At 56.4% G+C, this 14,962-nt stretch carries 13 protein-coding genes; 9 read left to right on the top strand and 4 right to left on the bottom strand.

Annotated features, from left to right (window positions below; translation table 11 throughout):
* Window positions 1-98 precede the first annotated feature (98 nt).
* The 3 genes from HA50_RS02810 (at window position 99) to HA50_RS02800 (ending at window position 3,990) form a co-directional block, all read left to right on the top strand.
* Entirely contained in the window at window positions 99-557 is a 459-nt protein-coding gene (locus HA50_RS02810) for a DNA polymerase III subunit chi (RefSeq protein ID WP_084872332.1), read from the top strand.
* A gap of 5 nt (window positions 558-562) precedes the next feature.
* Window positions 563-3,418: a valine--tRNA ligase gene (locus HA50_RS02805; RefSeq protein ID WP_084872329.1), complete on the top strand. Its 2,856-nt coding sequence runs from the start codon at window positions 563-565 to the stop codon at window positions 3,416-3,418.
* Between the two features lie 68 nt (window positions 3,419-3,486).
* A complete protein-coding gene (locus HA50_RS02800) occupies window positions 3,487-3,990 on the top strand; it encodes a GNAT family N-acetyltransferase (protein ID WP_084872326.1) in 504 nt (167 codons plus the stop codon).
* A gap of 67 nt (window positions 3,991-4,057) precedes the next feature.
* On the opposite strand, the gene miaE is transcribed toward HA50_RS02800, so the two are convergent.
* Both miaE and rraB read right to left on the bottom strand, forming a co-directional pair.
* Window positions 4,058-4,819, bottom strand: a complete 762-nt coding sequence (miaE, locus tag HA50_RS02795) for a tRNA isopentenyl-2-thiomethyl-A-37 hydroxylase MiaE (protein WP_084872324.1) — start codon at window positions 4,817-4,819, stop codon at window positions 4,058-4,060.
* Window positions 4,820-4,877: 58 nt separating this feature from the next.
* Complete coding sequence (gene rraB, locus HA50_RS02790) at window positions 4,878-5,300, bottom strand: ribonuclease E inhibitor RraB (RefSeq protein WP_084872321.1); 423 nt, start codon at window positions 5,298-5,300, stop codon at window positions 4,878-4,880.
* A gap of 164 nt (window positions 5,301-5,464) precedes the next feature.
* On the opposite strand from rraB, the gene argF reads away from it, so the two are divergent.
* From argF to ridA, 4 genes are all read left to right on the top strand, one after another.
* On the top strand, window positions 5,465-6,472 hold the full coding sequence (gene argF / locus HA50_RS02785) for an ornithine carbamoyltransferase (RefSeq protein ID WP_084872319.1): 1,008 nt from the start codon (window positions 5,465-5,467) through the stop codon (window positions 6,470-6,472).
* 242 nt (window positions 6,473-6,714) lie between these two features.
* The gene (gene pyrB / locus HA50_RS02780; protein WP_084872316.1) at window positions 6,715-7,650 is read left to right on the top strand and encodes an aspartate carbamoyltransferase; all 936 of its coding nucleotides are present in this window, start codon (window positions 6,715-6,717) and stop codon (window positions 7,648-7,650) included.
* A gap of 13 nt (window positions 7,651-7,663) precedes the next feature.
* A complete protein-coding gene (pyrI, locus tag HA50_RS02775; protein WP_013507722.1) occupies window positions 7,664-8,128 on the top strand; it encodes an aspartate carbamoyltransferase regulatory subunit in 465 nt (154 codons plus the stop codon).
* An 81-nt stretch (window positions 8,129-8,209) separates the two neighbouring features.
* Window positions 8,210-8,596, top strand: coding sequence for a 2-iminobutanoate/2-iminopropanoate deaminase (gene ridA, locus HA50_RS02770; RefSeq protein WP_084872313.1), 387 nt, complete (start codon window positions 8,210-8,212; stop codon window positions 8,594-8,596).
* Window positions 8,597-8,668: 72 nt separating this feature from the next.
* Here ridA and HA50_RS02765 read toward each other — a convergent pair whose 3' ends face one another.
* Window positions 8,669-11,053, bottom strand: coding sequence for a beta-N-acetylhexosaminidase (locus HA50_RS02765; protein ID WP_084872311.1), 2,385 nt, complete (start codon window positions 11,051-11,053; stop codon window positions 8,669-8,671).
* Between the two features lie 268 nt (window positions 11,054-11,321).
* On the opposite strand from HA50_RS02765, the gene nrdD reads away from it, so the two are divergent.
* Together nrdD and nrdG are read left to right on the top strand one after the other, a co-directional pair.
* Window positions 11,322-13,460 (top strand): anaerobic ribonucleoside-triphosphate reductase, encoded by a 2,139-nt coding sequence (gene nrdD / locus HA50_RS02760; protein ID WP_084872307.1) that lies wholly within the window; start codon window positions 11,322-11,324, stop codon window positions 13,458-13,460.
* A complete protein-coding gene (gene nrdG, locus HA50_RS02755; RefSeq protein WP_084872304.1) occupies window positions 13,457-14,023 on the top strand; it encodes an anaerobic ribonucleoside-triphosphate reductase-activating protein in 567 nt (188 codons plus the stop codon). The genes nrdD and nrdG overlap by 4 nt, the downstream gene beginning before the upstream one ends.
* Here nrdG and HA50_RS02750 read toward each other — a convergent pair.
* Window positions 13,916-14,953, bottom strand: a complete 1,038-nt coding sequence (locus tag HA50_RS02750) for a permease (protein WP_084872302.1) — start codon at window positions 14,951-14,953, stop codon at window positions 13,916-13,918. The genes nrdG and HA50_RS02750 overlap by 108 nt on opposite strands.
* Window positions 14,954-14,962: the final 9 nt, after the last annotated feature.

Raw genomic sequence — 14,962 nt, 5'->3', positions numbered from 1 at the left:
TTATCGCGCATGTTGTCCTCGAACAAAAAGGCGCGATGAATCGCGCCGCTACAGGGCGCATAATGCGCCCCAATGTCATTAATGGAATGTAGCCCGCCATGAAAAACGCCACCTTTTATGTGATGGAGTCCGATACTGCCAGCGACGGCCTGAGCGCCATCGAAGCGCTGGTGTGCGATCTGGCCGAAGCACGCTGGCGTGACGGCAAACGCATCCTGATTGCCTGCAACGATGAACAGCAGGCGAATCGTCTGGATGAAGCATTATGGCAGCGCCCGGCCAACGCCTTTGTGCCGCATAACCTGGCCGGTGAAGGGCCGCGTTATGGCGCACCGGTTGAACTGGCGTGGCCGCAACGTCGTGGCAGCTCGCCACGCGATTTGCTGATCAGCCTGCTGCCGCAGTTTGCAGATTTTGCTACTGCTTTCCATGAAGTGATAGACTTCGTACCTTACGAAGAATCCCAGAAACAACTGGCGCGTGACCGCTACAAAGCGTATCGCAGCGTTGGTTTCCAATTGAATACGGCGACACCACCACAGCCGCAAACGACATAGCAGAAATGGAAAAGACATATAACCCGCAAGATATCGAGCAGCCGCTCTACGAGCACTGGGAACAGCAGGGCTACTTTAAACCCAATGGCGATACCAGCCAGGAAAGCTTTTGCATCATGATCCCGCCGCCGAACGTCACCGGCAGCTTGCATATGGGTCACGCCTTCCAGCAGACCATCATGGACACCATGATTCGCTACCAGCGTATGCAGGGTAAAAACACCCTGTGGCAGGCCGGTACTGACCACGCGGGTATCGCTACCCAGATGGTGGTTGAGCGCAAAATCGCGGCTGAAGAAGGCAAAACGCGTCAGGATTACGGTCGCGACGCCTTTATCGACAAAATCTGGCAGTGGAAAGCGGAATCTGGCGGCAATATCTCCCGTCAGATGCGTCGCCTCGGCAACTCGGTTGACTGGGAGCGCGAGCGCTTCACCATGGATGAAGGGCTTTCCAATGCCGTGAAAGAAGTGTTTGTACGCCTGTACAAAGAGAACCTGATTTACCGTGGCAAGCGCCTGGTGAACTGGGATCCGAAACTGCGTACCGCCATTTCTGACCTTGAAGTGGAGAACCGTGAAACCAAAGGTTCCATGTGGCATATCCGCTATCCGCTGGCCGATGGTGCCAAAACCGCGGAAGGTAAAGATTATCTGGTGGTCGCCACCACCCGTCCGGAAACCCTGCTGGGCGATACCGGTGTGGCAGTGAACCCGGAAGATCCGCGCTACAAAGATCTGATCGGCAAAGAACTGATCCTGCCGCTGGTCAACCGTCGCATTCCGATCGTCGGTGATGATCACGCCGATATGGAAAAAGGCACCGGTTGCGTGAAGATCACCCCGGCGCACGACTTTAACGACTACGAAGTCGGTCGTCGTCACGCGCTGCCGATGATCAACATCCTGACTTTCGATGGCGATATCCGTGTCACCGCCGAAGTGCTGGACACCAACGGTGAAGAAACCGATGTGTACAGCAACGAAATCCCGGCGCAGTTCCAGAACATGGAACGTTTTGCCGCGCGTAAAGCGATGGTGGCTGCGGTTGACGCACTCGGCCTGCTGGATGAGGTCAAACCTCACGATCTGACCGTTCCTTACGGCGACCGTGGTGGTGTGGTGATCGAGCCCATGCTGACCGACCAATGGTACGTGCGCACTGCCCCGCTGGCGAAAGTCGCGGTGGAAGCAGTGGAAAACGGCGACATCCAGTTTGTGCCGAAGCAGTACGAAAACATGTATTTCTCCTGGATGCGTGATATTCAGGACTGGTGTATTTCCCGTCAGCTGTGGTGGGGTCATCGCATCCCGGCCTGGTACGACAACCACGGCAACGTGTACGTAGGTCGCACCGAAGAGGAAGTTCGTCAGGAAAATAATCTGGCTGCCGACATCGCGCTGCGCCAGGACGAAGACGTGCTGGATACCTGGTTCTCTTCCGGCCTGTGGACCTTCTCGACCCTCGGCTGGCCGGAGAACACCGAAGCGCTGCGTACCTTCCACCCGACCAGCGTGCTGGTGAGTGGCTTCGACATCATCTTCTTCTGGATTGCCCGCATGATCATGCTGACCATGCACTTCATGAAAGATGAAGACGGCAAACCGCAGGTGCCGTTCAAGACCGTGTATATCACCGGCCTGATCCGCGACGAAGAAGGACAGAAGATGTCCAAGTCGAAAGGTAACGTCATCGATCCGCTGGATATGGTTGACGGCATTTCGCTGGAAGATCTGCTGGAAAAACGTACCGGCAACATGATGCAGCCGCAGCTGGCGGATAAAATCCGTAAACGCACCGAGAAGCAGTTCCCGGACGGGATCGTGCCATCAGGCACCGACGCCCTGCGCTTTACCCTGGCGGCACTGGCGTCAACCGGCCGCGACATCAACTGGGATATGAAGCGCCTGGAAGGCTACCGCAACTTCTGTAACAAGCTGTGGAACGCCAGCCGCTTTGTGCTGATGAACACCGAAGATCAGGATTGTGGTCAGAACGGCGGCGAAATGAAGCTGTCGCTGGCGGATCGCTGGATCCTGACCGAGTTCAACAGCACGGTGAAAGCCTATCGTGAAGCGCTGGACAGCTATCGTTTCGATATCGCGGCGAACCTGCTGTACGACTTCACCTGGAACCAGTTCTGTGACTGGTATCTGGAGCTGACCAAGCCAGTGATGAACAGCGGCAGCGAAGCGGAACTGCGCGGCACGCGTAATACGCTGGTCACCGTGCTGGAAGCGTTGCTGCGCCTGGCGCACCCGATTATTCCGTTTATCACCGAAACCATCTGGCAGCGTGTCAAAGGCCTGAAAAATATCAGCGACGATACCATCATGCTGCAACCGTTCCCGCAGTACGATGCGGCGAAAGAAGATGCCGTGGCCAAAGCGGATATCGAGTGGATGAAGCAGGCGATTGTCGCGGTACGTAATATCCGTGCCGAAATGAACATCGCACTGAGCAAGCCGCTGGATGTGCTGCTGCGTGATTGCTCCCCTGCGGCGCTGCGTCGCGTGGAAGAGAACCGCAACTTCCTGTCGCGTCTGGCGCGCCTGGAAAGCCTGACCATTCTGCCTGCGGGCGAGAAAGGCCCGGTATCGGTGACCAAGATCGTTGAAGGCGCGGAGCTGCTGATCCCGATGGCGGATCTGGTCAACAAAGACGCGGAGCTGGATCGTCTGGCTAAAGAGCTGACCAAGCTTGATGTTGAGATCGAGAAGATCCAGACCAAGCTGGCGAACGAAGGCTTTGTCGCCCGCGCACCGGAAGCGGTGGTGGCGAAGGAGCGCGAGCGTGCAGCAGAGCTGGAACAATCGAAAGCAAAACTGATTGAACAGCAGGGCGTGATTGCGGCATTGTAAGCGTTTCAGGCCAACTGCTTAACCGAAGCCGGGCACTGCCCGGCTTTTTTATATCGGATGAGATGATAATGACCACCGTCACCCCACTGAATCTTCAGGTGCGCCCGATTACTGCTGCCGATAATCCGCTGATTGCGCAGGTGATTCGCGCGGTGTCTGCCGAGTTCGGTCTGACCGCAGACAAAGGCTATACCGTGTCCGATCCCAACCTGGATCGTTTGTTTGAGTTGTATAGCGAAACGAACAGCGCCTACTGGATTGTCGAGCATCAGGGCAAGGTGCTGGGCGGGGGCGGCGTGGCACCACTGGCATGCAGTGCGCCAGATATTTGTGAATTGCAAAAGATGTACTTTATGCCGGAAGTGCGCGGCTTTGGCCTGGCGCGTGATCTGGCACTGCGCGCGATGGATTATGCGCGCCAGCAGGGGTTTCGCCGCTGTTATCTGGAAACCACCGGCAGCCTGACGCGTGCCATTAAGTTATATGAATCGCTCGGTTTTACGCTGATTGAAGAAGCGCTGGGCTGCACCGGGCATGTGGATTGCGAAGTACGGATGCTACGGACCCTGTAGCCGCGCGATTTATCGCGCGGGTTTGTACACGCGCCAAAAACATTGCGCGATAAATCGCGCCGCTACGTCAGAAGGTCGGTACACCGCTATGAAAACGCAGCTCCGTATCCGGTTCGCTGATTAACCGCCCTTCTGCCTCACCAATGGCGCGTACGCGTGGTGCGATATCCTTCGGCGATATCTGCGCCGCCAGCGCCAGATAATCCTGGTAATGACGTGCTTCTGAACGCAGCAGGGAAATGTAGAATTTCTCCAGTTGCTCATCCAGATACGGTGCCAGGCTGGCAAAACGTTCGCAGGAACGCGCTTCAATGTAAGCGCCACAAATCAGCTTATCCACCAGCGTATCCGGTTCATGTGTGGTGACTTCACGCAGCAATCCCTTCGCGTAGCGGCTGGCGGTGATTTTGCGATACGGCAGATCGCGCGCCTGCATGATTTCCCATACCTGATAAAAATGATGCAGCTCTTCTTTGATCAGCAGCACCATCTTTTCCACCAAATCATCCGCCCACGGCAGTTCATTACGCACGATGATACTTTTGGTCAGATTCTTATGGGCGTTGATAAAGTTGCTGTCGTGATTTTCACCAAAGATGAAATCTTCATAAGGCTGTAGCCACGCCAGAATGGCGTCACCACTGGGCTTATCCGCGACATATTTGCGAATCAGCCAGACGGCGGTTTGTGCCGCTTTCAACTCGCATACCATATGATCGGTCAGCAGCAACGTCAGATTTTCTGGTTTGCGCGCTTCATCAATCCACGCCTGCGGCGTGCGGCAATGCAGAAACTGATGGATAGGTTCTAACAGCGGGGCGTAATTCATCGGTTGTCTTTGTCTTGCGGGGAATTGAGTTCGGGCGGCCTGCGCCGCCCGTTAAGCCTTAGTGACGCACACCGTTGTCGTCTTCATCGTCGATAAAGTCGCCGTCGTCATCTTCGTCTTCAGCATCCGGGTCTTCAAAATAGGTTCCCCAGCCGTCGTAATCGACGTTGTATTTACCCGCCAGGTTCACCAGTTGCTCAACCTGCGCATCGATCAGCTCGGGTTTCAACGCCGCTTCGCTCAGAATATCGACACACATCACCGTGCTGCCATCTTCCAGCTCCAGTTCCTCCGGCTCGGTGACTTCGTAGCCCAGCTTGAAGGCATCAACCGCTGCTTTTTCCAGCGAGTCAAAATTGTTGCAGGAGAGATGATGCTCGATGGTGTAGAGCGCATCCGGATCGCTGCCATCTTCCAGTAATTCATCAATGATCAACCGCGTCTCTTCGCGTTGTTCTTCCAGCAATGCTTCGTATGCCATGGTGATGTCCTCAAAATGTTCGGCAATGAATGCAATTATTTTCCCACACTGCCTCGCGCGCCACTACTCAAAACACAAAGTTTCTTAACGTCGGGGTTGAAAATGCATATTCATACGGTTAGATTGAATTTTAATTCATTTATGATGATCACACGGAGAGCTGTATGAGTCAGCTGAATCAACGTCATTTCCTGAGATTGCTGGATTTCACCCCAGCAGAAATTGATTACCTGTTAAGTCTTGCCGGTGAATTAAAACACGCAAAGAAAAACGCCAGCGAAACGCAGTACCTGAAAGGTAAAAACATCGCGCTCATCTTCGAAAAAGACTCGACCCGTACCCGTTGCTCTTTCGAAGTTGCCGCTTACGACCAGGGTGCTAACGTCACTTACCTCGGCCCGAGCGGCAGCCAGATCGGCCATAAAGAGTCGATGAAAGATACCGCGCGCGTGCTGGGACGCATGTATGACGGCATCCAGTACCGTGGCTACGGCCAGGCGCTGGTGGAAACCCTTGCCGAATATGCTGGCGTGCCGGTATGGAACGGGCTGACCACCGAGTTCCATCCGACGCAGCTGCTGGCGGATCTCCTCACCATGCAGGAACATCTGCCGCAAAAATCCCTGAGCGAAATGACGCTGGTGTACGTCGGTGACGCCCGCAACAACATGGGCAACAGCATGCTGGAAGCGGCAGCGCTGGTCGGGCTGGATCTGCGTCTGGTGGCACCGAAAGGCTGCTGGCCGGAAGAACAACTGGTGGAGCAGTGCCGTGTGGCGGCACAGAAAACCGGTGGCAAAATTACCCTGACGGAAGATATCGCCGAAGGCGTGCAGGGTGCCGATTTCATCTACACTGACGTATGGGTATCGATGGGCGAAGCCAAATCGGTATGGGCCGATCGTATCGCCCTGCTGCGCCCGTATCAGGTCAACAGCGCGATGCTGGCGCTCACCGGCAATCCGCAGGTTAAATTCCTGCACTGCCTGCCCGCCTTCCACGACGATCAAACCACCCTCGGACACCAGATGGCCGAGCAGTACGGTCTGCAAGACGGCATGGAAGTCAGCAATGACGTGTTTGAGTCGGAGCACAGCATCGTATTTGATCAGGCAGAGAACCGTATGCACACCATCAAAGCGGTGATGGTCGCCACGCTGGGGCAGCCGTAACAGCCGCCAGGGCAAACGTTTACCTCGCCGCGATTTTTGCTTGATGCAAATCAGTGAATGCGTATAATGCGCCACAATTTGCCGGGAGGAAGCATGCAACAGCGCAGCGCACAATTTGACGCTCCATTACGCCAGAAAGCTGGCGGCGCATCTGTTTCTTTCCGTCATCAATCGATCGCAAAAAAAGCCCCTTAAGCAGGGGCTTTTTTTGTCCGTCATCCGGCAGCGCAGAGGAGAGAGCTATGGCCAACCCGCTATATCGTAAGCACATTATTTCTATTAACGATCTCAGCCGCGACGAGCTGGAGCTGGTACTGCATACCGCTGCACAGCTGAAAGCGCATCCACAGCCAGAGCTGCTGAAGCACAACGTGATTGCCAGCTGCTTCTTTGAAGCCTCGACGCGTACCCGCCTGTCGTTCGAAACCGCCATCCATCGCCTCGGTGCCTCGGTGGTGGGTTTTGCTGACGGCAGCAACACTTCGCTCGGTAAGAAAGGTGAAACGCTTGCCGATACCATCTCGGTGATTGGCACCTATGTTGATGCCATCGTGATGCGCCATCCGCAGGAAGGGGCCGCTCGCCTTGCGACCGAGTTTTCCGGCGGCGTGCCGATTCTTAATGCCGGTGACGGTGCCAACCAGCATCCGACCCAAACCCTGCTCGACCTGTTTACCATTCGCGAAACCCAGAGCCGTCTGGATAACCTGAATGTGGCGATGGTCGGTGACCTGAAATATGGCCGTACCGTGCATTCCCTGACTCAGGCGCTGGCAAAATTCGACGGCAACCGCTTCTTCTTTATCGCCCCTGATGCGCTGGCGATGCCGTCTTACATCACCGATATGCTGGATGAACGCAACATCAGCTGGTCACGTCATGACAGCATCGAAGAAGTGCTGCCGCAGCTGGATATCCTGTATATGACACGCGTGCAGAAAGAGCGTCTCGACCCGTCGGAATACGCCAACGTTAAGGCCCAGTTCATTCTGCGCGCCAGCGACCTGGTAGGGGCACGCGACAATATGAAGGTGCTGCATCCGCTGCCCCGCATTGATGAGATCACCACCGACGTCGATAGCACGCCACACGCCTGGTATTTCCAGCAGGCGGGTAACGGCATCTTCGCCCGCCAGGCGCTGCTGGCGCTGGTCCTGAATCGCGACCTGGCCCTGTAAGGAGGAAAACAGCATGACACACGATAACAAATTGCAGGTTGAAGCCATCAAACGCGGCACGGTGATTGACCATATCCCGGCACAGGTTGGCTTTAAGTTACTGTCGCTGTTTCGCCTGACGGAAACCGATCAGCGCATCACCATTGGTTTGAATCTGCCTTCCGGTGAAATGGGACGTAAGGATCTGATCAAGATCGAAAACACCTTCCTGACCGACGATCAAATCAACCAGCTGGCGGTGTATGCGCCGCATGCCACCGTCAACCGCATCGACGAGTATGAAGTGGTGGCGAAGATCGCCCCGACGTTACCGGATCGTATCGAGCGCGTGCTCACCTGCCCGAACGGCAACTGCATCAGCCGCAGCGAGCCGGTGTTCTCCAGTTTTGCGGTGAAAAAGCGCGATAACGAAGTGCATCTGAAGTGCAAATATTGCGAGAAAGAGTTCGCGCATCACGTGGTGCTCGGTCACTGGTAATCGTCGGCATCGTCCCTATAATGGGTCGATATTTTCACGTCGCTGGCAGCGGCTGGCGGCGCACTTTCTTAAGGAGAAACAATGTCTCGCGAAATCAGTACTGAAAAAGCACCGGCAGCGATTGGTCCGTATGTACAGGGCGTGGATCTCGGCAGCATGATCATCACCTCCGGCCAGATTCCGGTGGATCCGCAAACCGGTGCCGTAGCAGAAGATGTTTCCGCTCAGGCGCGTCAGTCGCTGGAAAACGTGAAGGCGATTGTTGAAGCCGCTGGCCTGAAAGTGGGCGATATCGTAAAAACCACGGTGTTCGTGAAAGATCTGAACGATTTCGCCACCGTCAACGCCACCTATGAAGCCTTTTTCACCGAGCATAACGCCAGCTTCCCGGCACGCTCCTGCGTAGAAGTGGCACGTCTGCCGAAAGACGTGAAGATTGAGATCGAAGCGATCGCGATTCGTCGTTGATCCCACGTAGCGGCGCGATTTCGCGCGATGCCAGAAAAATCCGCGCGATAAATCGCGCCGCTACGTCCGTGATTATTTGAAAGAACGCAGTAGTTTCTCCAGTGGTCGCACCATAGCCAGCACCGTTTCATCCTGCACCTGTGCAGCCGCATCCAGTTTTGCCTGCATCTGCGCCACTTCGCCTGCACCATACGCCTGATTACGCTGCAACGTCGCCACTAAATCCAGCCCCATACGACTCAGCTCAGCCACCTGCTGCACCTGCGGTTGTAACGCATGCAGCTGATAGTTATGCAGCGTCAGCGGCATTACCCGGTCGCAATTGCTCAGCCAGCGTTGTAACTGCTGGCGAATGGCGTTGGCGGCCTGATGGTTTTCGCGGTTGGTAATCAACGCATCAACCTGTTTATCCAGCAAACGTATCGCTTCACTCTCCGCAGGTAGCACGTCAGCCAGCCGGTTCAGTGGTTCAAAATAGTTGTAGTGCCCCGCCTGGAATTTCAGATGCTGGCGCGTGTAATATTGCGCCGGTTCCAGCACTTCGCTCAGCACGCGCAGCGGGGTGATATCGGTACTGTTGGCCAGACGCATCATCTGCACCTCCGCCTGCCGGTATTGTTGCAACCCTACCGACACGGTGCTCCAGCGATCGATAGCACGCAGACGCTGGTACATATTGTCGCTGTCGTTCACGTCAGCGGCTGACCACAGCCGCTCGGCCACGACAAAAGTACGCGGCCACAGTTTGGTATCAATAATCTGGCTGTTGACGTTTTCTGCCCACAGCGCCGCTTCGCCGCCCAACAGATTGTCGCTCAGTTGCTGGGTTGTCGGCAGTGACGGAGCGATACCCGCTGGCATCTGCGCCAGGAGGCTCCCCTCGGTGGGATAACGCACGTTACCCACCAGCATATAACCGGTCAGGTTGTTTTCCGTCAGCGTCACCACCGGCTGTACTTCTCCCATCCAGCTATCGACACGGAACGTCACCTGCCCAGGGGACAGCCAGTCAACCTGGCTGACCATGCGCCGTGCTTTGCCGCTGAAGTCGATAAACCCGCGCCAGCCTCCTTTGCCGTCAATCAGGGTGAAGCTGCCCTGCACCGGGCTGCCCTTCAGGCGCGGCAGGGTGAATTGCCAGCTCTGCGCCTGTTCACCCGGTTGCAGCTGATCCTGCCCATTCAACCCCTGGGGGAAAGGTTCGTTGCGGTAGTGATAAGCCGCAGGCTGTGGCTGGTCGAGATAGAAACCGGTTGAGAGGATGCCGCGATAGCCATTTTTCACCACCTCGCCCAGCGCATCCTGCCCCTGCCATGACTGGATCAGAATGCTATGCGGCAGATCGGGATGATAGATTTCGTCCCAGCCCACCATCTGCCGCTGATGGGCTTCGAGGATTTTTTCCACCCGCTGATTAAACCACGCCTGTAAGGCATGGGCGTCTTTCAGGCCATGATCGCGCATAAACTGCTGAATTTTTGGGGAATCATTCCACTGCGTGGGATCAACTTCATCGCCACCAATATGCAGGTAAGGATCCGGAAAGATCGCCGCCACCTCCCCCACCAGCGTATTAATAAAGTTGAAGACTTCTTCATTACTCGGATCGAGCAACGGCTTAAACACCCCCCAGCCGCGCTCCATCGCATAGGGTCCTGGCGCGCTCATCAACTCCGGCATCGCCACCGCCATGGCCGATGCATGGCCGGGCAGATCGATTTCCGGCACCACGCGGATACCGCGTTGCGTGGCGTATTGCACCACATCACGCATTTCCTGCTGCGTGTAGTAGCGACCATCGCTGGCTTTCTCCTGCAATTGGGGATAATGGCTGGAGGCAAAGCGCCAGCCCTGATCGTCGGTCAGATGCCAGTGGAAAACATTCATACGCGCCGCCGCGATGCCATCAATCTGACGTTTGAGGGTCTCCACCGGCATAAAGTGACGGGCAGAATCGATCAGCAAGCCGCGCCATGCAAAACGCGGCTGATCATCGATGGTGACGTAGGGGATCACCGTGCCACTTTCGCTGTTTTCAATCAGCTGCAACAACGTCTCCATGCCGCGCATCGCGCCAAAGCGAGTCCTGGCCTCCAGCAACACGCCGTCACTGTTGACCACCAGATGATAGCTTTCATCGCTGTCCGGCTGGGGGAGTGGATCAACTGCATCCGCAATCTGGATGCGAATGGTGGCCTTTTCGTCTGCATCGCCAGACGGCAACAACGGCCAGCCGGTTTGCCGTGCGATGCGCGCCAGCCAACGCACCTCCGCCCCCTCCAGATGATCGCCCGAGATTTGCAGCGTGAGCTGTGGTGTCAGCTGATACGCTCCGCCGCTGTGCGGCTGTTCAACCTGTTGCGGCCAGGGCATAAGCGGCAGGTCACCCGCCGGTGTCGCGAAAGCAGAAAAACTCATTGATAAACAACAGGCGAGCAGCGTTCGGGGCAGAGGCATGAGGGGCATCCTTGTGGAAAATTGACGGACCAAAACCGGCAAAAAGCCCATTAAATCTGCTTCGCGACGCAAATCAAGCCAGGCAAACCAGAAGTATGGGCGTGTTAAAACTTTTTCAGTTTAGTCAGATGGCAGAATGCACGCCTTTCATGCTTTGCAGGAACTTCCTTGCGCCTGGTCAATAACGGCCTAATTAATTTCCGCGCAAACACCATATGTAGATATTACACTTCAATAAAACCACAACATGTAGTTTCATGGAGGCTAAATGGCAACGGTAGTGATTAAGCGTGATGGCTGCAAAGTGCCTTTTGATGAACAGCGCATTGCCAGTGCGGTGCAGGCGGCAGCACGCGCTGCCCAGGTGAACGATAGCGCCTGGTGCGCGCAGGTGGCGACCGAGGTGGGCCAGCAGCTGGCTAGCCGCGACGAAGTGGATATTCGCGACATTCAGTGCGCAGTTGAAGAGACGCTGATGAGCGGCCCCTGGCCCCAACTGGCGCGCGCCTATATTGAATATCGTCACGATCGCGATCTGGCACGCGAGCAGCGCGGGAAACTGCATCACGCGATTCGTGGCCTGGTGGAACAAACCAACGCCGCCCTGCTGAATGAAAACGCCAACAAAGACAGCAAAGTGATCCCTACCCAGCGCGATTTGCTGGCGGGCATCGTGGCTAAACACTACGCACAGCAGCAAATCCTGCCGCGTGATGTGGTGCTGGCGCATGAGCGCGGCGAGATCCACTACCACGATCTCGATTATTCGCCCTTCTTTCCGATGTTTAACTGCATGTTGATCGATCTGCGCGGCATGCTGACCAACGGCTTCAAAATGGGCAATGCAGAGATCGAACCGCCAAAATCGATCGCCACCGCCACCGCCGTCACCGCCCAGATCATTGCCCAGGTCGCCAGCCATATTTACGGCGGCACCACCATCAACCGTATTGACGAGGTGCTGGCCCCCTTTGTCACCCTGAGCCTGGAAAAACACCGGGCCGTCGCACTGGAGTGGCAGATCGACGATGCCGAGGCTTATGCCCGCGCGCGTACTGAAAAAGAGTGCTACGACGCCTTTCAGTCGCTGGAATATGAGGTCAACACGCTGCATACCGCTAACGGACAAACGCCGTTTGTGACCTTTGGTTTTGGTCTCGGTACCGACTGGGCCGCGCGCCTGATACAGCAATCGATCCTGCGCAATCGCATAGCCGGACTGGGCAAAAACCATAAAACCGCGGTATTCCCGAAACTGGTGTTTGCCATCCGCGAAGGCATCAACCGCCGCGTGGGTGATGTGAACTACGACATCAAACAACTGGCGCTGGAGTGCGCCAGCAAGCGCATGTACCCGGATATCCTGAATTATGATCAAGTGGTGAAAGTCACCGGATCGTTTAAAACGCCGATGGGCTGCCGCAGCTTCCTGGGCGTGTACAAGGAAAATGGCCAGCTGATTCATGAAGGGCGCAATAATCTCGGGGTCATCAGCCTTAACCTGCCGCGCATTGCACTGGAAGCGCAGGGTGATGAAGCACGTTTCTGGTCGCTGCTGGATGAGCGTCTGGCGCTGGCTAAACGTGCGCTGATGACGCGTATCGCCCGGCTGGAAAAAACCAAAGCGCGCGTCGCACCGATTCTTTATATGGAAGGTGCCTGTGGCGTGCGTCTCAACGCGGATGACGATATCGGACCAATTTTCCGCAATGGTCGCGCCTCCATCTCTCTCGGTTATATCGGCCTGCATGAAACCCTCAATGCCCTAAGCGGCAACGAGGTACATCCCTATGATGCTGATTATCTGCGCGCCAAAGGGGTGGAGATTGTTGAGCATCTGCGCCAGGCCGTCGATGCATGGAAAGCCGAAACCGGCTACGGTTTTAGCCTGTACAGCACACCGAGCGAGAATCTGTGCGACCGTTTCTGCCGCCTCGATGCCGCCGAATTTGGCGTGGTGCCCGGCGTCACCGACAAAGGGTATTACACCAACAGCTTCCATCTTGATGTCGAGAAGAAGGTTAATCCGTACGACAAAATTGATTTTGAAGCCCCCTACCCACCTATCGCCAGCGGCGGTTTTATCTGTTACGGCGAATATCCCAATATCCAGCACAACCTCAAAGCGCTGGAAGATGTCTGGGATTACAGCTACGACCGCGTGCCCTATTACGGCACCAATACGCCGATTGATGAATGCTATGAATGTGGTTTTAGTGGCGAATTCAGCTGCACCAGCAAAGGCTTTACCTGCCCCAGCTGCGGTAATCACGACCCGGCACGCGTCTCGGTAACGCGGCGCGTGTGTGGCTATCTCGGCAGCCCGGATGCGCGTCCGTTTAACGCCGGTAAGCAGGAAGAGGTGCAGCGTCGGGTTAAACACCTGGATACGGGGCAACTGGGATGATGCATATCCATCGCTATTATGACGTCGATATCGTTAACGGGCCGGGTACGCGCTGCACGCTGTTTGTCGCCGGTTGCGAGCACCAGTGCCGTGGCTGCTACAACCAGAGCACCTGGCGACTCGATTCCGGTGTGCCGTTTACGCTGGCGATGGAAGAAAAATTGATCGCCGATTTGCAGGATCGTCGCATTCCGCGTCAGGGATTGTCGCTAAGCGGCGGCGATCCGCTGCATCCGCATAACGTGCCGCATATACGTCGCCTGGTGAAACGCGTACGGCGCGAATGTCCGGATAAGGATATCTGGTTGTGGACCGGCTATCAGCTGGCGGAGCTGAGTGATGCCCAGCGCGAGGTGATCGCGGAAATCGACGTGCTAATCGACGGGCGTTTTATCGAAGAAGAGAAAGATGCGCGGCTGCTGTGGCGCGGCAGCCGCAATCAGAAAATCTGGTATTTACGCCAGCCCCAGGGCGAGCACCCCGACCAGCATCCCACTGACGGCCACACCCAGCAGGGCTATCCACAAGGCGCGGGCCGGAAAAGCCCGGTGCAACATCAGTAACGAAGGTACGCTAACGGCGGGCAATGTCAGCAACAGCGCCAGGGCTGGCGCGATGCCCATTCCCGCCAGCATCATGGTTTGAACGATCGGGATCTCGGCTGCCGTCGGGATCACAAACAGACATCCCGCCAGCGCCATCACCACCACCCAAAACAAGGTATTGCCCACGGCACCATCGGCGTGTGGGAACAACCAGACACGCGCTGCCCCCAGCAGCAGCACCGCCACGATATACAACGGAATGGTGTTCCAGAACAGTCGCCACAGCACGCGCAGCCAGCGTTGCAGGAAAGACTCTTCCGGCCCGGTGTCCTGAATGGCCACCGGGGAGGTGATGCGCTCTGGCACGCTGCGCTGCACCAGCCAGGCAATGCCCAGCACCATGATGACCCCTGCCACCAGCCGGATGGCGGCAAACTGCCAGCCAAGTACAAATCCCATAAAGATCAACGTGGCCGGATTCAGCACCGGATTTGCCAGCCAGAAGGCCATCGCCGCCCCGCTGGACACCTGCGACTGACGCAGCCCGGCGGCAACCGGTGCTGCACAACAGCTACACATCATCCCAGGCAGCCCGAGGCCGGTGCCCACCAGCGCTGAGCCGAAGCGGTTTTGCCCCATCAGCCGTAGCAGCCAGTTGCGCGGGATCAGTACCTGTACCAGCGATCCCAGCAGCACGCCCAGCACTGCCGCTTTCCACACCGCCAGAAAATAAACCATCGCGTAATCCAGCGCGGCACGCCAGGGTGAGGCATCAGCGCCCGCCAGAATCGATTTACCAATGGAATGCGTTTCCGCCGCTGTGAAGGCTTTGCCGTAGTACGGCTGCCATTTGACGTACCAGAGTCCAATGACCACCACCAGCAGAAACAACAGCGGTTTCCACCAGGCAAAACGCGTTGCCGGAGCGACAGAAGTGAGTTGATTCATGGCAGAGTC

It is taken from the genome of Pantoea cypripedii (assembly GCF_002095535.1).
In the GTDB taxonomy this organism is placed as follows: Bacteria; Pseudomonadota; Gammaproteobacteria; order Enterobacterales; family Enterobacteriaceae; genus Pantoea; species Pantoea cypripedii.
This window is presented reverse-complemented; position numbering and strand designations above follow the sequence as displayed.